The 23,402-nt window shown below is 53.5% G+C and carries 19 protein-coding genes; 12 read left to right on the forward strand and 7 right to left on the reverse strand.

Annotated elements, in window-relative coordinates; genetic code table 11:
• Nucleotides 1–136 precede the first annotated feature (136 nt).
• Entirely contained in the window at nt 137–1,075 is a 939-nt protein-coding gene (locus tag C5Y83_RS02080; protein ID WP_105327994.1) for a DUF368 domain-containing protein, read from the reverse strand.
• A 421-nt stretch (nt 1,076–1,496) separates the two neighbouring features.
• Here C5Y83_RS02080 and ispE point away from each other — a divergent pair, with 421 nt between their 5' ends.
• The 11 genes from ispE (at nt 1,497) to C5Y83_RS02135 (ending at nt 14,395) form a co-directional block, all read left to right on the forward strand.
• Complete coding sequence (gene ispE, locus C5Y83_RS02085) at nt 1,497–2,453, forward strand: 4-(cytidine 5'-diphospho)-2-C-methyl-D-erythritol kinase (RefSeq protein ID WP_105327995.1); 957 nt, start codon at nt 1,497–1,499, stop codon at nt 2,451–2,453.
• A 32-nt stretch (nt 2,454–2,485) separates the two neighbouring features.
• On the forward strand, nt 2,486–3,109 hold the full coding sequence (locus tag C5Y83_RS02090) for a SpoVG family protein (protein WP_105327996.1): 624 nt from the start codon (nt 2,486–2,488) through the stop codon (nt 3,107–3,109).
• A 357-nt stretch (nt 3,110–3,466) separates the two neighbouring features.
• The gene (locus C5Y83_RS02095; RefSeq protein WP_105327997.1) at nt 3,467–4,891 is read left to right on the forward strand and encodes a class II fumarate hydratase; all 1,425 of its coding nucleotides are present in this window, start codon (nt 3,467–3,469) and stop codon (nt 4,889–4,891) included.
• A gap of 97 nt (nt 4,892–4,988) precedes the next feature.
• On the forward strand, nt 4,989–5,720 hold the full coding sequence (locus tag C5Y83_RS02100) for a hypothetical protein (protein ID WP_105327998.1): 732 nt from the start codon (nt 4,989–4,991) through the stop codon (nt 5,718–5,720).
• Between the two features lie 94 nt (nt 5,721–5,814).
• Nucleotides 5,815–6,261 carry a hypothetical protein gene (locus tag C5Y83_RS02105; RefSeq protein WP_105327999.1) on the forward strand — a complete coding sequence of 149 codons (447 nt, stop codon included), beginning with the start codon at nt 5,815–5,817 and terminating at the stop codon, nt 6,259–6,261.
• 196 nt (nt 6,262–6,457) lie between these two features.
• A complete protein-coding gene (gene lepB, locus C5Y83_RS02110) occupies nt 6,458–7,402 on the forward strand; it encodes a signal peptidase I (RefSeq protein ID WP_158262193.1) in 945 nt (314 codons plus the stop codon).
• A gap of 135 nt (nt 7,403–7,537) precedes the next feature.
• Nucleotides 7,538–8,596 carry a tetratricopeptide repeat protein gene (locus C5Y83_RS02115; protein WP_105328001.1) on the forward strand — a complete coding sequence of 353 codons (1,059 nt, stop codon included), beginning with the start codon at nt 7,538–7,540 and terminating at the stop codon, nt 8,594–8,596.
• 76 nt (nt 8,597–8,672) lie between these two features.
• The gene (locus C5Y83_RS02120; protein WP_233207042.1) at nt 8,673–9,392 is read left to right on the forward strand and encodes a TlpA family protein disulfide reductase; all 720 of its coding nucleotides are present in this window, start codon (nt 8,673–8,675) and stop codon (nt 9,390–9,392) included.
• Between the two features lie 635 nt (nt 9,393–10,027).
• Complete coding sequence (gene fusA / locus C5Y83_RS02125; protein WP_105328003.1) at nt 10,028–12,121, forward strand: elongation factor G; 2,094 nt, start codon at nt 10,028–10,030, stop codon at nt 12,119–12,121.
• A gap of 243 nt (nt 12,122–12,364) precedes the next feature.
• The gene (locus C5Y83_RS02130) at nt 12,365–13,522 is read left to right on the forward strand and encodes an LLM class flavin-dependent oxidoreductase (protein ID WP_105328004.1); all 1,158 of its coding nucleotides are present in this window, start codon (nt 12,365–12,367) and stop codon (nt 13,520–13,522) included.
• 72 nt (nt 13,523–13,594) lie between these two features.
• Entirely contained in the window at nt 13,595–14,395 is an 801-nt protein-coding gene (locus C5Y83_RS02135; protein WP_105328005.1) for an alpha/beta fold hydrolase, read from the forward strand.
• A 38-nt stretch (nt 14,396–14,433) separates the two neighbouring features.
• Here C5Y83_RS02135 and C5Y83_RS02140 read toward each other — a convergent pair whose 3' ends face one another.
• From C5Y83_RS02140 to C5Y83_RS02155, 4 genes are all read right to left on the reverse strand, one after another.
• On the reverse strand, nt 14,434–15,243 hold the full coding sequence (locus C5Y83_RS02140; protein WP_105328006.1) for an SDR family NAD(P)-dependent oxidoreductase: 810 nt from the start codon (nt 15,241–15,243) through the stop codon (nt 14,434–14,436).
• 232 nt (nt 15,244–15,475) lie between these two features.
• Nucleotides 15,476–16,330 carry a succinate dehydrogenase iron-sulfur subunit gene (gene sdhB / locus C5Y83_RS02145; RefSeq protein WP_105328007.1) on the reverse strand — a complete coding sequence of 285 codons (855 nt, stop codon included), beginning with the start codon at nt 16,328–16,330 and terminating at the stop codon, nt 15,476–15,478.
• Between the two features lie 106 nt (nt 16,331–16,436).
• The gene (gene sdhA / locus C5Y83_RS02150) at nt 16,437–18,419 is read right to left on the reverse strand and encodes a succinate dehydrogenase flavoprotein subunit (protein WP_105328360.1); all 1,983 of its coding nucleotides are present in this window, start codon (nt 18,417–18,419) and stop codon (nt 16,437–16,439) included.
• A gap of 79 nt (nt 18,420–18,498) precedes the next feature.
• Nucleotides 18,499–19,305 carry a succinate dehydrogenase cytochrome b558 subunit gene (locus C5Y83_RS02155; protein ID WP_233207044.1) on the reverse strand — a complete coding sequence of 269 codons (807 nt, stop codon included), beginning with the start codon at nt 19,303–19,305 and terminating at the stop codon, nt 18,499–18,501.
• Between the two features lie 501 nt (nt 19,306–19,806).
• Here C5Y83_RS02155 and C5Y83_RS02160 point away from each other — a divergent pair.
• Complete coding sequence (locus tag C5Y83_RS02160; protein ID WP_105328009.1) at nt 19,807–20,208, forward strand: response regulator; 402 nt, start codon at nt 19,807–19,809, stop codon at nt 20,206–20,208.
• Between the two features lie 10 nt (nt 20,209–20,218).
• Here the strand turns inward: C5Y83_RS02160 and C5Y83_RS02165 are convergent, their stop codons facing one another.
• The gene (locus C5Y83_RS02165) at nt 20,219–20,698 is read right to left on the reverse strand and encodes a hypothetical protein (RefSeq protein ID WP_105328010.1); all 480 of its coding nucleotides are present in this window, start codon (nt 20,696–20,698) and stop codon (nt 20,219–20,221) included.
• A gap of 166 nt (nt 20,699–20,864) precedes the next feature.
• Nucleotides 20,865–22,934 (reverse strand): ATP-dependent zinc metalloprotease FtsH, encoded by a 2,070-nt coding sequence (gene ftsH / locus C5Y83_RS02170; protein ID WP_105328011.1) that lies wholly within the window; start codon nt 22,932–22,934, stop codon nt 20,865–20,867.
• Nucleotides 22,935–23,402: the final 468 nt, after the last annotated feature.

Genomic DNA, 23,402 nt, shown 5'->3' on the forward strand with positions numbered 1-23,402 from the left:
TGGCTACCTTCTCTGATCGATAGGCAGATCCTCTGAAATCGTTGAACGATTCTACAAATGCCCCTTGTTTTTCGTGAGCGAGCTTCTCGGCAACGGGTTAAGCCGTGGAGATGCCTCGCCGCTGGAGATTTCGAATTTAGAGCGGATCTTCCGCTTTGGGGCGGGCGATGAAGTCGACCGCGACGACGACGATTGCGGCCACGATCATCAGCGTGAAACAAATGGCCGTTTCGTTGGAAATTGGATTCTCGATAGGAGCATCCGGCTGCCAGGGCCACAGCTTTCGTAGTGCCCCGATCATGAAGCCACCCATTAGCGAGAGTGTGATCGCTTCGTGCTGATGCAGTAGCCACTTCAGCAGCTTGCTGAAGGAGAGAAGCCCGACGAGGCAACCTATCGCAAAACAGGCGAACGCGAAGAGATCCCCCATTACCAATTGCCCCTTGGCAAGCGCCTTAGGGACGCCGCTAAAGTAATGATAGGCACCAAACACCAACAACAAGTACGAACCGCTAATTCCCGGCAAGATCATCGCGCAAATCGCGATCGCTCCAAGCAGGAATGAAATGATTGGATTGGGCGCGGTGGTGAATTCGTCGAATGCCGGAAGACCAGTCAGCCAGTAAGCGAATGCGCCGCCTGCCACCGCCAAGACAATACACAAGATTGCGTGTTGTGTGCTCTTCGGGTGGATCATCCGTGTGACCAAATAGCCCGATGCCGCGATCGCCCCAAAGAAGGTCGCGTAAACTAACGGCTGCGTTCGAGCAGGGTGATCGGGTTCCCCGATTAGTTCATGCAATAAAACGACGAAGGTCAGCAGCCCGCAAACGATACCTCCGCCCAAAGCCAACAGAAACCACAGGTCGAAACGCTCGGCCAAGGTTTTCCATTGCCGTTTTCGCAGCAGCGTGAAGGCCTCGACGTTGACTTGGCTGATTGCATCGACCAAGCGGCGGTAGATACCCAATACGAGGGCAACCGTTCCACCACTGATTCCAGGAACGGCGTCGGCTGCACCCATCGCCAAGCCACAAAAGAAGTGTCGTATCGCGTTGATTCGAGGGTCTGACATGCTGCAAGTCCGGTTACGCCAAGGGGAAAGGGAAGATTTTAGTGGACAAAGCGAATCGCGTGCAGGGCAAACTGGGCAGTTCTCGAAAGTTGTGAGGCAACGCTCCGAAGAAACACTTCGCAGGCGTTATCAAATTGGGGGGTGAAATCGCGAGTCAGAAATATCGATTGATGCCCACAAAATTGGGGCATGCCGAGCTGAGTTTGCCTTGGTTGTGAAACGCCGGCGATTTACCTTGACCGAGCCTGGAGGGGGGGATAAATTGCGTTAACACGCGATAATCGCGATAGGTTGTGTGCAGATCATATTGAACAGCGAATTGGCTTCACGCGGCTTTCTCTCCCACAAATTGCTTGAAACACGTTCGCACGTAGCGTTGTAATGGGATGAGGCCGCACTGATTATCGGCAGGGTGGCACGGATGTTGTTGCAACGATTGGCCTCTAAGGTGTCCGTTCTAGCTCCGGCGAAGATCAATCTCTTTCTGGAACTGCTCGGGAAACGGCCGGACGGTTTTCATGAGTTGGAAACCGTGATGATTGCGGTTTCGTTATTTGATCGACTTGAAGTCACTCCGCAAGATGAGCCAACGATCGAGCTAGATTGCGCTTGGGAAATTGGCCAGATGGCTCAAGCTAACCAATGGGACGACCCTGCCCAATTCCTGGGCGACCTTCCACCGATGGAAAGCAACCTCGTGTATCGAGCTGTGAAGCTACTCCAATCCGAAGAAAGTGTCCCGCGCGGTGCGAAGATCGTTTTACGTAAACGCATTCCATCCGCTTCTGGTTTCGGCGGAGCGTCCAGCGATGCAGCCGCGGCCTTGGTGGCGGCCAATCAAGCTTGGGGTTTGGGATGCTCGATCGAGCGGCTTAGCGATCTAGCGGCCGCGTTGGGAAGCGATATCCCTTTCTTTCTGCATGCCGGGCAGCTCGGAAGTGGGCAGGCCATTGCGACAGGAAGAGGTGAGAAGATCGAAGCTTTTGAAGGAAAGCGACTCGACCTGGTGCTGATTCGACCCGCAGGTGGGCTTTCGACGCCAGAGGTTTTCCGGCGATGTCAGATTCCGCATTCGCCGGAGTCGGCGGAAGGTCTAATGTCCGCGCTGCGGTCCGATCGACAGACATCGATCCCTCGAAAACTGACGAATCGACTCAGTTCGCCAGCAAGAGAACTTTCGCCGAGAATCGACCGACTGGCCACTTTGTGCGAACAATTAGATGTCGTTGCCCATCAAATGTCAGGCAGCGGTTCTGGATACTTCGCGATTTGCCGTAATCGACCTCACGCATTGCAAGTTGCTGCTCGCCTGCGTGCCGCGAACGTCGGCATGGTATTCGCTGTGACTACCTGTGGAATCCGGGCCCTCAGAAATTAACGCCGCGCCATAACGACCTGGAGTTAGCAACCGTGAAAATCACCGAAGTCCGCATCAAACTGATGGAAGATTCCAGCGATCGGTTGCGGGGGTTCTGCTCCATCACCTTCGACGATGCATTCGTCATACGCGACCTGAAGATCATCGAGGGCGCGAACGGGCCGTTCGTGGCCATGCCAAGTCGGAAGTTGACCGGCCATTGTCCGAACTGCGGCTGTAAGAACCACTTACGCGCCGGATATTGTAACCAGTGCGGAATGAAGCTAAAGCAGCCTCACGTCGAACGGGGCAGCGATCAACGAGCGAAGTTGTACGCCGATATTGCTCATCCGATCAATTCGGAGTGTCGCGAACAGATTCAAACGCGTGTGATCGACGAGTACCACAACGAGATCGAGGAAGCGAAACGTCCCGGGTATCGCTCGAAATATGACGACTACTTCACCGATGCAGGTGAAGACTACGAGCACGACGACGACCACGATTCTAACTCGTCCAACAAGGATTCCATGCGACAGGAGACGACGTCGGAATCGATCGAACGCAGCGAGGACTCGTCAAAACTCAAGGGACCGCATAGCCGTTCGGCGGATGCATCCATTCATTCCGATGCGTCTCGCCCTCGAAAGTTCGGGGAAGGGATCTTCGACGACTGACCCCTCGCAAAGGTATTCTTTCGCCCTCACTCAAACCGTCTTAGAATGTCGGTTAACTCTCACTGCTAGAACATTTTTGCTAGTCGACAAAATTGCCCCAGAGTGACTTGGCAACATGGAGAGCTGACGAAGGACTCGAAATACTCGGAATTGGCTGATTTCATGGACGGAAATTGATTTCCAGATGGGGAATCAAACCACTTCTTTATCCATCTAATCGGCGCAATTCGATTAATCCGGGATTGCGTTTTCTTTCTTCGAGCTACCCTCGGTTATCCCACTGTTCTCTGTGGCAAATCTCGCCGATAACCCGCAACGCTAGCACCCACATATCACCGTCCAACAAGGCTGAATGAGATGTCCGAATTCCGAATTGAAAAAGACTCGATGGGGGAAGTTAAGGTCCCTGCTAACGCCTACTACAGCGCCCAAACGCAGCGGGCGGTCGAGAACTTTCCAATTAGTGGTTGGACATTGCCGCCGGCCCTGATTCATGCGATGGGGTGGGTGAAATATGCCTGTGCGATCGCCAATCGGGATCTCGGTAAATTGACCGGCACTGGTAAGAATCCGCTGAAAGACGAGCAGGTCGAAGCGCTGTTGGCGGCTTGCGTGGAAGTGCGCGAAGGAAAGCTCGATGGCGAGTTCCCCATCGACATCTTTCAGACTGGTAGCGGCACTTCGAGCAACATGAACGTCAACGAAGTGATCAGCAATCGAGCGATCGAGATTATGGGAGGCGATCGATTGGCCGTTGCCAAACCGATCCATCCGAACGATCACGTCAACATGGGACAAAGTACTAACGACACGTTCCCCACGTCGATCCACGTGGCTGTGGCGATGCAGATCAAATCGAATTTGATTCCTGCGCTGGAGAAGTTGCACGACTCGCTCGACGAGAAAGCCAAGGCTTGGGACAAGATCATTAAGATCGGTCGCACTCACCTGATGGACGCTACGCCGCTGCGGCTTGGTCAGGAATTCAGCGGGTTTGCTCGCCAGATTGAGCTCTCGGTCAAGCGAGCCAAGATTGCTCTGGATGCCGTCTTGGAACTTCCCGTTGGTGGTACCGCGGTCGGCACCGGCATCAATACGCACCCGCAATTCTCAGAAAAGGTTTGTGCCGCGCTCGCTGAGGGTTTGGACATTCCGTTCATCGAAGCCGTGAATCACTTTGAAGCGGCCGCAAATCGTGATGGTCTGGTGCAGTGCCATAGCGAACTGAAGTCGATTGCGACGACCCTTTTCAACCTTTCCAACAATATCCGTTGGTTGGGTAGCGGCCCACGTTGTGGCTTCTACGAAGTGGCATTGCCAACGCGTCAGCCAGGTAGCAGTATCATGCCGGGCAAGGTCAATCCCGTGATGAGCGAAAGCATGATGCAAGCCACCGCCAAAGTCATCGGCAACGATGGCTGTATCGCACTTTCCGGTGCCGCAGGGGGCAACTTCCAACTCAACATCATGATGCCGATCATGGGACACACCGTTCTCGAAAGCATCCACCTGCTGGCCAATTCGTGCGATGCGTTCGTCGAATTCTGTGTCGCTGAAATGGAAGCCAATGAAGACAAGTGCAACGCGGCGGTCGAGCAAAGCTTGTCAATGTGCACCAGCCTTAACCCGCTGATTGGCTACGATAAAGCGGCGAAAATGGCCAAAGAAGCATTTGCTAGCGGAAAAACTATTCGCGAACTTGCCGAAGAACAGGGAGAAATTGACCCAGCAGCCCTAGAAGATGCACTCGACCCCTGGAAGATGACCTATCCTCACGAATAGGCAGAAAGAGTATTTCATCTTGGTGGTTACAAACGCTATTTGCTACGCTGATAGATGGCCAGCAGATTTTTAATGCGTAGCCATGGGAGTCAGATGGATGAAACCCCCAATCATCTCACCGTTTATTTTACTTTTGGTCGTCGCCACACCGTCGGCCTTCGCAGCGGAACAGGAAGCCGTATCGGAATCGAAGACCGAGATGGTCTCGAAGGTCGAAACGGAACCGAAGGTCGCCGAGCCTAAATCGTATGACGAAATGGGCTTCGAGGAACTTCAGTCGCTGATCGCGAAGCTCGAAGACGAGTTGAAGGATCAATCGAGCCTGGGAAGCGGAGGCGCCATCACAGAAGATCGCGTGCGCGAACAGCAACACGCGAACGAGTTACGTGAAAAGCTCTTCAAGGCAAACACAGCCCTCCGAAAAAAGGGTGCTGAGATTCGCCAAGCGGAACGTGACAAGTGGATGGGCCACCTTTCCGAAGTTACCACTCGGCTTGATGAGATGAAGCGGGAACGTTTCGGAATTCTCGACAAGTTTTATCACGTCACTCGGGCGAAATACGACAACGGCACCGTCGGAATCGACGTCGCATTAAATGCTGAGTCTGAACTAGCCGATGCTGAGTTCGATCTTCAAGGACGCGAATCGCTGAAGACCCGCATGATTCGACTTCGAGAATGGCAAGAAAGCCTGGAATCGTCGATGAAAAGCGACGGTACTTTGGAAGAGGACTTGATGAAGGTCAAAGTACGATTTCTGAAGACCTATATCGAGTACCTCAAGGGAACGGAAGAGAACTATCGCGAGATCCTCCGTCGCTATCAGTAACGAATACTGGGAAAAACACCCCTTTGGTGGTAGAATAGCCCCGTTGAATGACGGGGCTATTTTCGTTCTTGGCTTGAGGTGGGGCTTGTAGGTAATGCACGCGAAGAACCGCACGTTGGTTGCTTTGATGATTGTTTTTGCTGTGAGTTTCTATGCCTTCGCTCAAGAAAAACAGGATGCTAAGGCGCAGGACGTTCCCTCAGCCGAAGTGCTGAGCAAACTCGACGCGTTGCTTCAAGAACGTCGCGAAACCTTGTCGTTGGCTCACCAAGCGACCATGCAGCGTTATCAAGCCGGACTTTGTCTGGTGCACGAAGTGTTGGAAGCGGAGGCCGAATTAGCCAACGCCGAGTTGGAACTTGTCTCGAACATCACCGCTCGCCAGGTGATTCATGAACGACGCATAAAAGCATTGCGACAACTCGAGAAAAGCGTAGCGAAACGCGTTGAATCTGGCACAGGCGAGGTAAGTCAGCTTTATCAAGCGAAGGCGGCCCGACTACAAGCCGAGATCGATATGCTCCGCGACACGAAGAATTGAAACGCCCTGTTAATCTCGAAGTTCGATTTGGCTCCCCCAGACCAATCGAACGACAGGCTATGCCCTCGAGATTTACTCCGCCCCGCCCCTAGTTCCCCATCATGTATTTATGGCCATAGCACTCTTTCTTGCCCTTCATCTGCTCACATTGATTTTTTGGAGTCTGCTATGTCGCCTCGGAATTTCCCTGGCCGATGTGACCGATTTCAAGAGTTATCGAATTCCATTAGCAGCAATTGTCGCCGTGTTTGGTGCGCAGATATTAAACGCACTCTTCGTGATGCAGATGGCCAAAGCGAATATGCCACCAAACGTTGCCTCGCTTGTCGCTTGGTTTGTTCAAGCAGGCCTTTGGGGTTCGGTTTCCGTACTGGCGATTTCAAGCATCATTCGCATCCCGGTCGCGCGCTCGATCAAGGTTGCTTTGCCGACCTTTTTAGGGCCGGCCGCTACGTTGATGTTGACGGTCTATCTCTTCAAACCGTTCGTGTTCGATGCGTTTGTTGTTCCGGCGTCTTCGATGGCACCAACAATCCTTGGTCGGCACTTGAGCTCGGTTTGTGAAGAATGCGGAGCCCCACGTTACGGCGGTATTTCTCCAAATAGCCCCATGCCTGACGAGAATACCGAGTTCGATATGATCTGCGAGAACTTTCACGTCACAGCTTCGCCAACCCCTGACAAGCAAGTCTACTCGGGCGATCGGGTGTTGGTGTCGAAGTTTCGGAAGCCTAAGCGATGGGACCTTGTTGTCTTTAAAATTCCCTTTGAACCGGACGTGTTATTTGTTAAGCGCCTGGTCGGACTTCCCGGCGAAACGATCACGATTCAAGATGGCGCGGTTTATGCCAACGGTAAGGAACTAGTTCTCCCGCCAGCGTTGAACGGACTCTCTTACGCTGATAGTTTCGAGACGGATTGGCCAGGACATGTTCGTTTGTGGGGAAATGTGGACAAGCCGGCCAAGTTGGGCGAGGACGAGTATTTCGTTTTAGGAGACAATACGTACAATTCCGCTGATTCCCGCGTCTGGCAAGAGCAATACGATGATGTGCATCATCCGTATGGTTTGCCCAAGGAAAACATTATCGGCGTTGTTTCGGAAATCTACTGGCCAATCTCCCGGTGGCGTTCCTTCTAGCGAACACCGGCTACGGATGCTATCACTCGTCCGAATCGCTCTATCCCTCTCTCGGCGAACTCGCTACATTCGCCGCCGGTTCCCGTTTGGTATCCCTGCTGGGGATTCTACATTTTCGCGACGAGATTTCTGGTCATGCAGAAGACGTATCTCCAAACAGCTTTGGTCGGTTGCATCGTATTGGCAAGCGTTTCGCTTGGTTTTGCCCAGGACGTCAAGGCTTTGATCACCGAAGCTGCCAAGCTGAGCGATACTGCGAAAACCCAAGATGAACTTACCCAGATTGTCGAACTTTGTGGGACGTCTAGTCACCTGGACCTTGCTCCCGCGCAGGTCGAATACTTCAATAACCTGGAAGCTTGGGCGCGGAACAAGCGAGGTGAGCTTTTCTCAGCGGCTTCTCTAGAAACGGACGATCCGGCAGAAATCCGTAAGTTGGAAGCAGCTGCCTTGACCGACTACACTCTGGCCGTGCAAAAGAACCCCAAGCACTGGCAAGCCGTGCATAATCGCGGGCTCAGTTACGCGGTCTTGGGAGAAACGGAAAAAGCACTTAGTGACTTTGATACGACCTTCAAACTGAATCCGAAATACGACACCGCTTTGTACAACAAGGCAGAAATGTTGTACGAAGTTGGAAAGTTCTCGGCCGCCCTCCAGGCCTATCAGCAAGTGCTGAAGTCCAATCCAAAGGATGTTGGGGCGATGACGGGCCAGGCGCATTGCTTCTACCGGCTGGAGAACTACGAGTCAGCCATGATCGCTTACGGTCAGGCGATTAAGTTAGCCCCGGAAAATGCCTTGGTGCTTTCCAATCGAGCCGACGCCTACAGCGACCTTGGCTACTGGAAAGAGGCCATTCTCGATTACAAGAAAGCCCTGACGCTTGCAAAAGATCTTCCACGAGCTCAGCAAGGGCTGGCGTGGATCCTGGCAACCTGTCCTGACGATACGTTCCGCAACCCGGAATTAGCGCTGCGATTTGCAAAAGCAGCCATCGCCCAAACTGAATTTGTTGACTTCCGCTTCTACGATACGTTGGCCGCCGCAGAAGCCGCGATGGGGCAGTTCGATACGGCCCAGCAGCGTGTGGGTGAAGCGATCAAGGCGGCGCCCCGCTCGGAGAAGCCGTTTCTGCAACATCGCTTGGCGCTGTACGAGAAACGTCAGCCGTATCTCGAACCGAAACGATAGGCGATTATTGAGCAATATCGCGAAGCTCTGACCGAATAGGAAGTTGATACAGCCTATGGTTTTGTCGGAGTTTGCCGTGAGCCAAGATCTATACAACAGCATCGCTCTATTCAACGCTGCCCTCCTACTTCTCGGCTTGGCGGGAGCGATGTTCTCGTTCGTCTTCATGATTCTTCGCTGGAAGACTCCTAAGCGTCGTGGTCACGTGATTCGGCTACTACTCTCGCTAGGGGGAATCGGGTTTGCGTTCGCCTTCCATTTTTTCATGCTGTTTGGAGTTTATCTGCCTGCCTTGGGAAGAGAGCAAATGGCCCTAGCCAATGCGGCTAGGGAAGAGCGATTCCGCGAGTCGACCTACGTCTTTTTGGGAGACGTTTCCCCAGAGTTTGCGTTGACAGACATCGACGGAGAATCGTTCAGCATGACTGAAGCCAAGGGTAAGGTCGTACTGATCAACTTTTTCGCCACATGGTGCGGTCCCTGCATAACGGAACTTCCGCATGTTGAACAACTTTGGAAAAAACACAAAGCAGACGATCGTTTCTGCCTGATCGTCATCGGTCGGGAAGAGACGGACGAAAGCGTGCGAGCGTTTCGCGAAGAGCATGGTTTCACCTTTCCCATGGCCGCCGACCCGCAGCGAAGCGCTTATTCACGCTTTGCGAAGGAAGCAATTCCAAGGACAATTGTTGTTGCCCCTGACGGCAAAGTCGTCTACGCGAAAATGGGATTCACAGAGTCTGATCTGGACTCATTAGAAGAAGTACTCGACGAACAGCTTTCTGCTGCCAAATGATTCGGTTCCAGAGATTGACTTCCCGCGCGAACCCTCTGGCTGCCTAGGACGTCTCAAGATCAAAAGCCGCCTGGATTCATCGAGGGGGTTGTCCGCAATGATAAAAAAACGGTGAAATTTTCGCCTTCCCCATCTGAGGGCCTTGGTATACAGTATGAGAGCAGAGTGGTTAGGGCACTTAGCCATCCCTTAACACTTCATGGTCCCTTCTAAGGGTCGGGGAGTAACTTTTGGGAGCCACTGGCCGGTGTTAACTATTGACCAGTTAAGCCTTTACAGGGATTTTGTTCCCGCAATTGTATGAAGACGATCCATCTTCTCATTCTTCCGACGCGACGTCCCATTGTGGTGGGACCAGGAATTTCAGCAGCCGCTTAAGCTGACGTTCCCCTCTCGACATGTGCGCGGGCAATCCCAAGTGATCTAGCGGGAAGTGCCAAAACCAGTAAGATGCTGGATCACTATACGCAGGCTCCACGAGTCCTAACTAGGGCAAACTGGGCCCAGTGTCCGAGACGAGTCAGTAGCGGTTTACCGGATCTGTTTCCGATTAATGGTTCGCGCTTTCCCCCTTCCCAAGCGAGGGCCGAACCCTTTGCTCCCTTACACCTGTTTTTCATTTTAATCGTGACATTATGGACCTGAAGAAACTACGAAACATCGGTATTTCGGCTCACATCGACTCCGGTAAGACGACTCTGAGCGAACGCATCCTGTTCTATAGCGGCCGTATTCACAAGATCGAAGAAGTCCGCGGTGGTGGCGACGGTGCGACCATGGACCACATGGAACTGGAAAAGGAACGAGGTATCACGATTACCTCGGCCGCAACCAGCGTTGCTTGGAATGGTCACCCGATCAATCTGATTGATACCCCAGGCCACGTTGACTTTACCGTTGAAGTGGAACGCTCGCTTCGCGTTCTCGATGGTGCGATCCTCGTGTTGTGCTCGGTGGGTGGTGTTCAGGCTCAGTCCCTCACCGTTGACCGTCAGATGAAGCGTTACAAGGTTCCGCGCCTGGCATTCATCAACAAGATGGACCGAACGGGTGCCAACCCCGATAGCGTGATCAAGCAGATGCGCGCCAAACTGGGCGTCGACGCGATTGCCTACCAGATTCCGATCGGTAAGGAAGAGAACTTCAAGGGTGTTGTCGACCTGATCGAAATGGAAGCCATTTACTACGATGGCCAACAAGGCGAAACGGTCCGCAAGGAAGCAGTTCCTGAAGACCTGGTCGAAACAGCACAATTGGCTCGTCACGACATGCTGGAAGCATTGTCGAACTACAGCGACGAGATCATGGAGTTGCTTCTGGCCGAAGAAGATGTGCCGAAAGAATTGATCTACAAGACCACCCACGACGCCGTGGTTGGCCTGCAGATCACGCCGGTCTTCATGGGTACCGCGTTCAAGAACAAGGGCGTGCAAACGCTGTTGGACGCGATCGTGCGTTACCTGCCTTCGCCACTGGAAGTGAAGTACGCTGCGAACACCTTCCACGAATCGGAAGACAAGATTCCGCTGGCTTGCGATAACGACAAACCGTTTGTTGGTATGGCATTCAAGATCGTGGAAGATCCCTACGGTCAGTTGACGTTCATGCGTATTTACCAGGGTAAGATTGAAAAGGGGCAACCTTACGTCAATCAGCGTACTGGTAAGACGGAGCGTTTCGCTCGTATTGTGCGTATGCACTCGAACAAGCGTGAAGAAATCGACACTGCTGGTGCTGGCGATATTATCGCCGTGACCGGTATCGATTGTGCGTCTGGTGATACCTACGCCAAGGAACGTGAGTTCTGCTCGCTGGAAAACATCTTTGTGCCTATCCCGGTGATCAAGATTTCGGTCGCCCCGAAAAGCCGAGACGACAGCGACAAACTGAGCAAGGCGTTGCAACGTTTCCGTAAGGAAGACCCAACCTTCCACGTGTTCACCGATCCTGAGACGAACGAGACGATCATCGCAGGCATGGGTGAGTTGCACTTAGACGTTTACGTCGAGCGAATCAAACGCGAATACAAGGTGGAAGTCGTCACCGGCCCACCGAAGGTTTCGTACCGCGAAAGCCCGACGCAAATGGTCGAGTACAACTACAAGCATAAGAAGCAGACGGGTGGTTCCGGTCAGTTCGCTCATATCGTGGGCAGCATGGAACCGCTTCCGCAGGACACCGAAGACGCCGAAAACTTCGTGTTCGAGGATAAGATCAGCCAGGGGCGTATTCCTAAGGAATACATCCCCGCCGTTATGCGTGGCTTTGAAGACTGCATGGCAAAGGGCCCATTGGCCGAATTCCCCGTGGTCGGCATGAAGGTTACCCTTTCCGATGGTTCGTACCACGATGTGGACTCCTCGGAAATGGCGTTCAAGATTGCCGCCCAAGGCTGCTTCCGCGAGAACTTCATGAAGATGAAGCCGACTTTGCTCGAGCCGATCATGAACGTGGAAGTTGAAATTCCAGAAGCCTTCCAAGGTCCTGTTACTGGCGACATCATCGTTCGCCGCGGTATGGTCAATCAGACCGACATGAATGGTGATACCACCGTCATTCGGGCTGAAATTCCACTCGCCGCGATGTTCGGTTACGCCACGGAACTGCGAAGCATGACGCAAGGTCAGGGTACCTTCAGCATGGAACTGGGTAGCTACAAGCCAACCCCGTCCCACATTCAGGAAGAAGTCGTCGCCGAACGCAAGAAAGAATTGGAATTGGCGAAGTAAGATTCACTTACGCCATTTTGCCATAAACAACACCTCGGATTGGTCTCGCACCTTTCCGAGGTGTTTTTTTGCGCCTACTGCATGCAGAATTCAACTTCTCGGGTTGCCACGAATGGGTATTTTGGCGACTTTATTAGGGATTCGAGAGAAGTGGAAGCGAACGCATGTTTCCCTGACTCTCAGCACTCTCTCGCCGAAACACGGTAGCGAGAGCACGAGAAGTTTTCTGACGAGCAAACGCACATGAAATTCTTCGCCTTCCACCTGATGCCGTGGGATCGACTCCCGGACGATTTCGAGAAAAACCACAAGACCGCTTGGACGTGGTTGCCGAACGAGATCTTTGATCCGCAGCACGGCGGCGAGCTCTACAACAACTATCTCGATCAGCTGGTGCTGGCCGATGAATTGGGCTTTGATGGGGTGTGTGTCAACGAGCATCATCAAAATGCTTACGGCACCATGCCCAGCCCCAACTTGATGGCATCGATCTTGGCTCGGCAGACCAAGAACTGCAAGATCGCGGTCGTGGGGAATGCGATTCCGTTTTACGATCCGCCGACGCGCTGCGCGGAAGAGTTCGCGATGATTGACTGCATCAGTGGCGGGCGACTGATCGCCGGCTTGGTGGTCGGAGGCGGACCAGAGTACTATAGCTTCTCAAAGAATCCCACATTCGCGCGGGAGATGTACCGCGAGGCGTTCGACCTGATCATGCGAGCTTGGACCGAGCCTGGTCCTTTCGAGCATTACGGCAAGCATTGGAAGCTAAAGTACGTAAACCCATGGCCACGTCCAATCCAGCAACCGCACCCACCAATTTGGATTCCGGGGGCCGGCAGCCGCGAGACAATTCAGTTCGTTGCTGAACGTCGTTTTGCCTATATGGGTATTCCTTACTTCCACATGGACTTCTTCCAGCGGAATTTCGACATGTTCCGCGATGCTTGCGAGAAGTGTGATTACACGGCCGACCCCGAGCAGCTTGGTTGGCTGTTGCCGATCTACACGGCGGAGACGGACGAGCAAGCTTGGGCCGAGTACGAGCCACACCTGTGGTACTTCGTTAAGAAGTTGCTCAAGGGTTTGGTTGTCTTCCCGCCCGGCTACACGTCGGCTCGATCCATTGCCGGGATTCAAAAAGGGCTCCAGCAGTTCATGAGCACGTGTGAAACGCGCGAAGACATCGAGAAAGGTGGCTATGCGATCGTGGGTAGCCCCGAGACCGTTCGCCAGAAGCTTTCCGAGCGAATTCAGAAGCTGGGTGTTGGCAACTTGCTGGGCTTGTTCCAGCTTGGTACCTTGCCGCACGATTTGACCTGCAAGAGCATGAAACTGTTCGCCGAGAAGGTCATGCCTGGTCTTCGCGAAGAGTTGAACGTCGAGTCAGCCTTGTCTTAGGTTGGACTGTATCCGACATCAACCCGCTTCACCTTGAGGAGGTCAGGTCCCGTCTGACTCGCAAATAAATCCATGCCTAGCACTATCAAATCTGAAAACAAAACGCTCAACATCGCCGGCAAGAAAACCCAGCTTACGATTTTGGGAGAAGGCCCGCCCTTGCTTTACTTGCACTCGGCAGGGGGCGAGACTGAGCCCATCGCGTTTCATAAAAAGCTTGCCGAGAAGCACACCGTTTACTTGCCTGCGCATCCTGGGTTTGCTCTGAGCGAAGGACTTGACCGGATCGATGATATTAACGACATGGCATGGCACTATGTCGATTTGATCCAAGAGCTGGGGTTGGAAGACGTACCGGTGGTTAGTTACTCGCTTGGTGCTTGGATCGCCTCGGAAGTGAAGCTCCTTCGTCCGCGGTTGATTGGTCCCACGGTGATGATTGCCGCAGCTGGTCTTCATGTCGACGGTGCCCCAATGGCTGAGCTATTCATCGACGAATTCGACGATCTGCGAAAGCTTCTGTTCTTCAATCCGGAAAGCCAAGAGGCGAAGGACTACTTCCCAAGTGACGTGAATGACCCTCGCATCTTAATGTGGCTACGAGCCCGCGAGGCAACGGCCCGAGTGGGATGGAACCCTTACCTGCACAATCCCAAGCTGTTGCAGCATTTGCATCGGCTTGATAGCCCGGTGCAACTGATTTGGGGCAAGCAGGACAAATTGATCCCCGCTGCCCACGGTGAGTATTATGCTGCGCATCTGCCAAATGCGAAGCTTATCGAATTAGAAGAGTGCGGGCACATGGTGCCGTACGAGAAAACCGAAGAAGCGGCAGAGATTGCGTTGGATTTCTTGCTAACGGAAAACGCGTAGAGATTTCGGGGTCTGCTCAGGTAAGGTGCTCGGTCGTATTACACGTACCGATGCATCGGCAAATCATAATGCGGTGCCCAGCCGAGTGGTAGGGTGACGCCAGTAATCCAGCTGGCTTCGTCCGAAACGAGAAAGGCAACTGCATTGGCGACATCGTGCGTGGCACCGACGCCGAGCGGGTGAACCGATTCAATGTCTTGGCGAAGTTTCTCCACCTCTTCGCGGGTTTCACATTCGTCGGCAAATCGCATCGCCATAGGCGTGGTTACGATTCCTGGCGCGACGGCGACGACACGGATCTTCTTTGGCCCTAGCTCCCAGGCCAGCGATTGTGTGAAACCAGTGAGGCCAGCCTTGCTGGCACTGTAGACGGAGAAGCCGACACATCCACCGAGTCCTAGCGCGGACGCGACATTCAAGATCACTCCTCCTGGCGACGGCAGCAACGGCAAGAAGGTTCGCGTCATCCGAATCGCGCCTGTCAGATTAATATCGAGTAGTTGCTGCCACTCTGTCTCGCCGTAGTCTTCCAGATTGTGGCACAACTCGATACCAGCATTGTTAATCAGGAAATCAACTTTGCCAAAATGTTGTTCTACGAGTGTCTTGAGTTCAGCAATTTGTTCGGCACTGGTGACATCACATGTATGAAAGAGATGGGGCGTGCCGAGGCGTTCGAGGCGTTTAAGGACTCGCTTCGGTTCGTGACGATTGGCGATGACGATTGAGGCCCCTTCTTTCGAGAGTCGCTCGACAATCGCTCCCCCAATTCCTCGATCGCTCGCTCCGGTTACTAAGGCAACTTTGTCGCTGAAACGTCCGGTAGGGGAGGCTGTTGAGTTGGCCATTGTTTGCAAACCGATTGATTTGGTATCAAATGGGGCGTATCGTCGATAAGAGTCGATTTGTCGGACCTGGGAGGGCGATCGACGGCAACCATGGCTTTAGCCAGCGGTGGGATTCAAGAATGAATCGAGCCCCAAGGGCAAGGTAGAAGTTTCTTGAATCGATGGGCCTCTACCACGCCGTTGGGGCTGGGTTGTTAAATGCGGAGGCGAGATCACTCGCGACGTCAACCTGTTAGTGGGCTTTCGCTCCGCGGTCGAACCAGCGTCGTAGTGTATTGAAAGTCGTTTGGCGACCGATCTTACCGATACTCATGGTCAGGGGGATCTTTTTCGGACAAACTGCCACACAGTTCTGAGCGTTGCCGCAAATCTGAATGCCACCTTCTTGAGCCATCACGTCTAAGCGATCTCGAGCGATCATCTTGCCGGTTGGATGCAGGTTGAACAGAACTACTTGGCTGATCGCAGCTGGGCCGACGAAGCCGCTGGTATAAGCGTCGGTCTTGCGATCTTCAAACGCTTCGTCCGATTCGCCGGATCGCTGCGTAAGTTCGATCTTGCCATATTGGGGACAGGCTTCCACGCAGCATCCGCAGGTCATGCATTCGCTGAGCGGGTAGGCGACTTCTTGGTCGTAACGCGACTGCTTCGGCCCAGGTCCTAGGTCATAATAACCGTCGGCTGGGATCCAGCCTTTGATCTTTTTCAGAGCGGTGAACATGCGGCTACGATCGACGAACAAATCGCGAACGACGGGAAACTTCGTCATCGGACGAAGTTCGATTTCCAGGCCGTCTTCCAGCAATTTGTCGACCAGGGCTGAGCACGATTGACGCACCCGGCCATTGATGATCATGGTACATGCCCCGCAAACTTCTTCCAGGCAGCCACAGTCCCAGCAAACGGGCGTGGTCTTTTGACCGCTGGAAGTCTTGGCCTTGGCTGCGATTTTCTGCAGTACGCTGATCACGTTCAGCTCTGGCTCATAATCGAGCTCGAACCGCTGCCAATAGCTCGGTTTCCCCGGGCCATCTTGGCGGAGAATTTTCACGTAGAAGGTCTTTGGCTTATTTGCGTGGGCAATCATCGGTTAGGCCCTATTGGCTAGTTTAATCGTTGACTTCTAGTCAGCTCACGATGTTGATTTGTTGGTCCGCCAAGCGGCAACTCGGTCCGCCAAGCGGCAATGCTCTCTAATTCGTCGCCGCAGCCTCTTGAGCGGCAGCTTTCTTCTTGGCTTTACGTTCTTTCCAAACGATGCTGATTTCCTCTGCGCCCACTAAGCCGTACAAACGTGGGCGTGGAGGTTCGATGCTGGTATCGACTTCTTCGTACGTTATGTTCACGTCGTTTCCGTCGTAGGTTGCGATCGAGCTCTTAAGGAACTTGTCGATGTTCGCCTCGAACTTGTCGCACCATTCTTCCGCTTGGCGACGATGTTCGGCCGGATCGGTCGAAGTGAGGCCTGGCAATTCGAACTCAGGCTTGTAGTGGGCACCGCGGCATTCGTCACGAGCTAATGCGCCCTTGAGGATCGCTTCGGCGATGGGGAACATGTCCTGTAGGGCCTTGGTGAACAGCACGTTCTGATTCGACCAATTTCCCGTGTCGGACAGGGCACACTTCCAAGCACGCTGTTTGAGGTCGGCCAGTTTACCGATTGCCTCTTCCAGCTGGGAATTGACACGCACTACGGTTGCGGCGGCGGTCATCACATTGCCGAGTTCCTGATGGATCAGGTACGGATTTTCGTCACCGCTTTGTTTGAGCAACGCATCGTGCCGCCCTTGATGTTGTTTGACCGAGTCTTCGTACAGTGATTTCGGCTGATCGGCGGCTGTGGAACCTGGCTTCATGTTGCTTAACAGGGTTTCCAGGCCTGGTGCGACGAACAGGCCAGAGAAGATGCAGCTGAGTAGCGAGTTGGCTCCGAGGCGATTCGCGCCATGGTAGTGGTAATCCACTTCACCAATTGCGTACAGGTTGGGGATGTTGGTTGCCTGGTTGGTCGGGGACCCAGCCACCAAGCCACCACTTTCCTTCTTTGCGTAATTGGTCCACAAGCCACCCATTGAATAGTGAACGGCTGGGAAAATACGCATTGGCGTGTAGCAAGGATCAACACCTTGGAACTTGCGGTAGATATCGAGGATACCGCCCAACTTTCGGTTCAGCTCGCTTGCTTCGATATGCGTCAGGTCGAGGTAGACGCATTGTCGATCTTTTTCGACGCTCAGGCCATCATTCACACACACGTCGAAGATTTCACGCGTAGCGATGTCGCGCGGAACCAGATTTCCGTATTCCGGGTAGCGTTCTTCCAGGAAGTAGTAACGTTCGCCTTCGGGAATGTCTTTCGGGCTACGTGTGTCGTGAGGCGTTTTAGGAACCCAAACACGTCCCCCTTCACCACGAGCACTTTCGCTCATCAAGCGAAGTTTATCGGCACCTGGGATTGCGGTTGGATGGACCTGAATGAACTCACCGTTGCCATACTTCGCACCGGCTTGAACACAGCGACTGGCTGCACTTCCGTTGCAGGTCATCGACATCGTCGAACGACCGTAGATCAGCCCGCAGCCACCACTGGCAACAACGACCGCATCCGCCGGGAACGAGCGGATTTCCATGCTGTAAAGGTCTTGAGCCGTGGCACCAACGCAAACGCCGTTCTCGTTCAACACAGGACCAAGGAAGTCCCACATCTCGTACTTCTTGACCATGCCTTCAACTTCCCAGCGACGAACTTGTTCGTCGAGGGCGTACAGAAGTTGCTGGCCCGTAGTGGCACCTGCGAAGGCAGTTCGCTTGTAGAGCGTACCACCAAAGCGACGTCGATCGAGAAAACCTTCTTGCGTGCGGTTGAACGTCACGCCGAGGCGATCCATCAGGTCGATAACCTTCGGAGCCCACATCGCCATCTCGTAGACTGGCGGCTGATGGTTCAGGAAGTCACCGCCGTAGACGGTGTCGTCGAAGTGCTTGTATTCGTCGTCTCCCAGTTGGCGTGTTGCGTCGTTGACGCTATTGATGCCCCCTTGAGCACACACACTGTGCGAGCGTTTGACCGGCGTAAGGCTCATCAAGTCGACCTTGATGCCTAATTCGGCCAACTTCATGGTAGCGGCCAAACCGGCCAAACCACCACCGACAACCAGGACTCGCTTCTCTGCCATTCCCATCCACCTTTGGCTCTTGGGTTTTCAATTGGCGGCGTTTCTTCCTTCGATGAGAACCGAAAGAAGTCACGTAGCTTTAACGCTCCGATTCAGCCTCAGGGGCCTCTTCTTCGTCGTTGTTTTCGTAGAATTCAGACTGTTTGGAGTGCTTGTGTGCGTTTGGCAAGATATCGCCCGTCTCGGACAGGATCTTGTACGCTTCGTCTTCCTCAACACGGACTTCGGCGATCGTTTCGCTGCTCATCGTGTAGAGTCCGACGATGGAAGCCATGCCAGCGACCGCCAAGACAACGAAAATGCAGTTGGCGGCGAGCTTGGCTCCATTCTGTGCTTTCGGGCTGACCCACAGCCCCCAGGTGATCCCGAAAGTGAAGATCCCGTTCGCCAAGTGGAAAGCTACGGCGAGCACGCCGATGGCGTAAAGGATGGGGAAGATGATCGAGCCCTGCATCGCTTCGGCACCACTGCTGGCAGCGTTGTACGGCGAGAATTCCGCCCCACCCAACGGCTCGGCAACGTACTTCACCCAAAACTCGGAATGAATCCATCCGTGCATCTGGAACACGTGCCAGGCGATAAACAGGAAAGCGATCAAACCGGTCGCTCGCTGCATCGTGTAGCGAAAGTTGCTGTTATAGGGGTAGGCTTGGGTATTGGGATGACCATCTTTGGTGATGATCAAACCATAAACGCCGTGGAAAATGATCGGCAGGAAGATGAACGTCCACTCGACCAAGGGCAAAATCGGACCCAGCGAGTGAATATGAAAGACCAGTCGCTGAAACAGCTCAGGCGAGGCGAAAACGCTCGCGTTCACCAGCAAATGCACAGTGACATAGGCGCCCACCGGAACCAGTCCAAACAAGGAGTGCAGGCGTCGCAACAGGAACTCGTTGCGCTGAAAAAAATTGGGTGCCGAGCTCACCACAGACCCTTTCCGAAATCGAGACTCCATGTTGGCAGAATCTCGTTTGCAAGTGTTGTCTCTAGATAGCTTAAGGGCGACGAAATCGCCTCTCGGCCGCTACTCCGACCAACCATCGAAGGGGGCCGCTCGCATGTTGCAAGTTATAACGAAATCACGACTTAGTTATAAGTACCCCTTGTGATTTCAACCGAAAAACGCGTTCAATATCAACAATGCTGATAAAGTGGGCGGTTTATTTTGATAGGCCTGTCAAATTGGCAGTTAATAGGCCTCATTACGTTTCCCTCACACGACGGGAAATAGGGGTTTCAGAAGTTTTATTCTGTTTTTATCGGTTCCGATTGATTGGTATTGCTGGCGGAAGCATTTATTGCAAAAAAAGGGAACTACATTTGCATGTAAGAGCATCGAACTTGTTGCCCTGCCAACACTTTATGCGTCCGTATCGGCCTTGCCATGCGAAATTCTACCCAACCAGTCATGTTGATCACCGACGACGATCGCTCGTTTCGCGAGACGATGGCCGAGGTGTTTAGCCGTCGTGGGTTCGCGCCGCTTTTGGCCGCCGACGGGGAAGAAGCAATTCACGTCGCTCAAGAGGCGACCGTCCATGTGGCGCTTTTCGATTTCCACATGCCTCAGCGGACTGGTCTCGAATCGATCTCAGCATGTCGAAGCTTGGGAATCGACATTCCGTACATCCTGCTGACTGGGGCACTCGATCCTGCGATCGCGAATCAGGCCGAGCATGTCGAAGTGTTCTCTTTGCTTGAGAAGCCTGTCAGCATTCAGATTGTGACGGGCGTCGTGAAAGATGCGATGGCGAGCCATTACCCATGGTTCGAATCGACTCGATAGGCATTTTCGTCTAAGGCTCGACTGCTCGAGTGGGATCAACTTCCCATTTACCATTGGTTAGGACGACCACGAAATCATCCAACGTTGGTCCGACAGCCTTCGGATCTGCGCCCACTGTCGATGCAGTGACTACCATTGTTTCGTCATCGATTCGCTTCGTACGTTCGATCACGAACAGCGCAATCTGCTCAGCTTGTTTCGGGTTTTCAGGATAGTCGATTGCCAAATTCTTCCGATCCGAGAATCGAGTCATAAACTCAGCGCTGGCCAAATCCCCATAAGTCATGACCATCCAACGCTTTTGTTTGGTCTGGGGGATTTTTTCGGCCTGTTCAAATTGGTATCGCAGCGTCGCTTCCGCCACGTCATACGCTTCCTCTTCCGACATCGTCCACGTATCGTAAGGAACGTGCGTTTGTGGGACCATTTCCCAGTAGGTGATGGCAACACCCAAGCCAATTGAGAGTAATGTTCCGATGATCTTCCACATGCGTGATTCCTCGCCAAAGCATCGATATTCGAGTCAACGCATCGTAACGCAGGGATGGGTTTCGATCTAGAAAAAAGCCCTCGCCAGACGAGCCAGGCATAGAAAGATGACTGGGTCGCCCAGCAAGGGCTTAGGTAACTTTTTTGATCTTGAGTCGAGCCGTTGGTTACGTTCCTTGATCCATCGTTCCGGAGGAAGGTGGAATATCGTCGGCGTTGATTTCCATCGGTGTGCCCGAGCGTTTGGTTTCCGTGCCTGGCACGATCCGAGGGCCGTCAGAAGTTTCTTCGATCACACGTTTCAATTCGTCGGCATCGACCACTTCCAATTCCATCAATCGTTCGGATAGGGTGACCAACGCGGCACGTCGATCTTCCATCATCCGCTTCGTTCGAAGGAGCAGTTCGTCGATGATGCGTTTGATTTCCAGGTCGATCTCGCGGTAGGTTTCTTCACTGTGCGAGCGAGCTCTTTCTTCCGACTGCTCAGGAATGAAGGCCGACCGTCCGCTGGCTCGGTAATTCACGCGGCCAAGGCGGCTCATTCCAAAATCGGTGACCATGCTTCGTGCAATCTCAGTTGCTCGTTCTAGGTCGTTTTGAGCTCCGGTCGAAATCTCTTCGTAGATCATTTCTTCCGCGAGCGTTCCCGCGAGCAAAACCTGGATGCGGCTTTCCAGCTCGCTTTGCGTCATCAGGAAGCGATCTTCCGTGGGACGTTGCATTGTGTAACCCAGGGCAGCCATCCCGCGGGGAATAATCGATACCTTGTGTACCGGATCCGTATTCGGCAGGCAGTAGGCTACCAATGCGTGGCCACTTTCGTGATAGGCGACACGCAGCTTTTCATCCTGATGCATCACACGCTGTTTCTTTTCGAGCCCAGCAGTAACACGCTCGACCCCTTCGTCAAACTCTTCCATGCCGACGGCAGGTTTGCCCTTTCTTGCTGCGAGCAACGCGGCTTCATTCACCAAGTTTGCCAGGTCGGCACCTGAGAAGCCGGTGGTGATTGCGGCAACGCCCTTCAGGTTGACGGTATCGTCCAGCTTAACGCTCCGTACGTGGACACGTAAAATGTCTTCGCGTCCACCAGCGTCTGGACGATCGACGAGTACTTGGCGATCGAATCGGCCTGGGCGAAGCAGGGCTGGATCGAGCATCTCTGGGCGGTTGGTCGCGGCAATCAAGATAATGCCGTTATTGGCTTCGAAACCGTCCATTTCCACGAGTAACGCGTTAAGCGTTTGTTCCCGTTCATCATGTCCGCCAACGAGACCGGCACCTCGTGTTTTACCGAGTGCATCCAATTCGTCGATGAAGATGATGCAGGGACTCTTGGCGGCGGCTTGCTGGAACAAGTCACGCACACGCGCCGCACCTACACCGACAAACATTTCCACAAAGTCGGAGCCGCTCATGCTGAAGAACGAGACGCCAGCCTCGCCAGCAATTGCCTTGGCGAGCAGCGTTTTACCCGTTCCTGGAGGTCCTACGAGCAGGACACCTTTTGGAATGCGTCCGCCTAATTCCTGGTATTTCTCTGGAGAACGGAGGAAGTCGACGATCTCTTTTACTTCGTCGATCGCTTCTTCGATCCCAGCGACATCGTCGAAGGTGATATTCAGATCATCCTGCATGTGCAATTTGCCACGGCTGCGACCAAAAGCGATTGCACTGCCTGTGCCACCGATGCGACGAATCATGAAGTAACAGAACGCAATGCCTAGAGCAATGACCAACAGCATGCCACCGTAGATCTCGAAGAAGTTAGGCGGGCCGATGGCTTTGTAATCGGTGAAACCTTTCTCATCGAGCATCGATTGGATCTTGCCAGCCGCGTTCTCGCTGCGAACGAGATACGTGACGATCTTTTGATCTTTCGTAGTCGCGGTGGTTGGGTCTTTAGAGTCGGCGTTATAGCGATCGACCTTGCCAGTGACCGAGGTTGGGCCGATTTCTACATCGTGGAGGTTGGAATACTCGATATTGGAGACTTTGCCTTCGCTATCCTTGCGTCGGACGGTGGTGCCGCCGGTGAAGTCTCCTTTGACATCTTTCTCCATTGCGGAAATCAGATTTTCCAGCTCTGGCTGAGAGAGTTCATCCGAAGTGGGACGAATGAGATAGAGTACGGCCAGGAAAATGGCAATGCCGGCGAGAACGACGTACCACAAGTTGCCGCCGCTGCCGCTCTTGTCGTTTCGTCGTTTGGGCGTTTCGTCGTTGTTATCCATGTTCTTCCGTTATGATTCTGGCAAATGAATTGGAGAGAAGTTTCTCGCCAGCGAGTACTTCGCTGCCCAACGAAATCTCATCGTATACCGGCGATCGCGCTACGACTATCTTTGCGATCCCCCAATTCCAGGCAACCTGCTAGCGATAACGCCGGGGGATGCCGTCTGAGCCGATTATGCGGTCATATTGCAAGAATTCTCGGCGTGAATCCCCAATTCGGCTAGTGTTCTACGGTGATCAACGCTGCCCAATCGTCAAACAGGACTCTCAGGGGGCGGAATCGCCGAACAGGAAACTTTTTGTTACGTGCTCTCGTCGGATAACACGGTTATATTGAACGAGCCCCCATCCACGAGCTGCGAATGCGTCCCCCCCGGTCTAATTCGCAATGACCGGGGTTCAACTTCAGGAGGATTGCCCCAACCCGGCGAAGGAACTGCCGACCTGTCTTGTTTCGTCACGAACTC

The sequence above is a fragment of the Blastopirellula marina genome (assembly GCF_002967765.1).
Lineage (GTDB): Bacteria > Planctomycetota > Planctomycetia > Pirellulales > Pirellulaceae > Bremerella > Bremerella marina_A.

What these genes read in the sequence shown, in the direction of transcription:
- C5Y83_RS02080 (WP_105327994.1), bottom strand. Translation starts at nt 1,075, where the DNA reads ATGTCAGACCCTCGAATCAACGCGATACGACACTTCTTTTGTGGCTTG.
- ispE (WP_105327995.1), top strand. Translation starts at nt 1,497, where the DNA reads ATGTTGTTGCAACGATTGGCCTCTAAGGTGTCCGTTCTAGCTCCGGCG.
- C5Y83_RS02095 (WP_105327997.1), top strand. Translation starts at nt 3,467, where the DNA reads ATGTCCGAATTCCGAATTGAAAAAGACTCGATGGGGGAAGTTAAGGTC.
- C5Y83_RS02100 (WP_105327998.1), top strand. Translation starts at nt 4,989, where the DNA reads ATGAAACCCCCAATCATCTCACCGTTTATTTTACTTTTGGTCGTCGCC.
- C5Y83_RS02105 (WP_105327999.1), top strand. Translation starts at nt 5,815, where the DNA reads ATGCACGCGAAGAACCGCACGTTGGTTGCTTTGATGATTGTTTTTGCT.
- C5Y83_RS02115 (WP_105328001.1), top strand. Translation starts at nt 7,538, where the DNA reads ATGCAGAAGACGTATCTCCAAACAGCTTTGGTCGGTTGCATCGTATTG.
- fusA (WP_105328003.1), top strand. Translation starts at nt 10,028, where the DNA reads ATGGACCTGAAGAAACTACGAAACATCGGTATTTCGGCTCACATCGAC.
- C5Y83_RS02130 (WP_105328004.1), top strand. Translation starts at nt 12,365, where the DNA reads ATGAAATTCTTCGCCTTCCACCTGATGCCGTGGGATCGACTCCCGGAC.
- C5Y83_RS02135 (WP_105328005.1), top strand. Translation starts at nt 13,595, where the DNA reads ATGCCTAGCACTATCAAATCTGAAAACAAAACGCTCAACATCGCCGGC.
- C5Y83_RS02140 (WP_105328006.1), bottom strand. Translation starts at nt 15,243, where the DNA reads ATGGCCAACTCAACAGCCTCCCCTACCGGACGTTTCAGCGACAAAGTT.
- sdhB (WP_105328007.1), bottom strand. Translation starts at nt 16,330, where the DNA reads ATGATTGCCCACGCAAATAAGCCAAAGACCTTCTACGTGAAAATTCTC.
- sdhA (WP_105328360.1), bottom strand. Translation starts at nt 18,419, where the DNA reads ATGGCAGAGAAGCGAGTCCTGGTTGTCGGTGGTGGTTTGGCCGGTTTG.
- C5Y83_RS02160 (WP_105328009.1), top strand. Translation starts at nt 19,807, where the DNA reads ATGCGAAATTCTACCCAACCAGTCATGTTGATCACCGACGACGATCGC.
- C5Y83_RS02165 (WP_105328010.1), bottom strand. Translation starts at nt 20,698, where the DNA reads ATGTGGAAGATCATCGGAACATTACTCTCAATTGGCTTGGGTGTTGCC.
- ftsH (WP_105328011.1), bottom strand. Translation starts at nt 22,934, where the DNA reads ATGGATAACAACGACGAAACGCCCAAACGACGAAACGACAAGAGCGGC.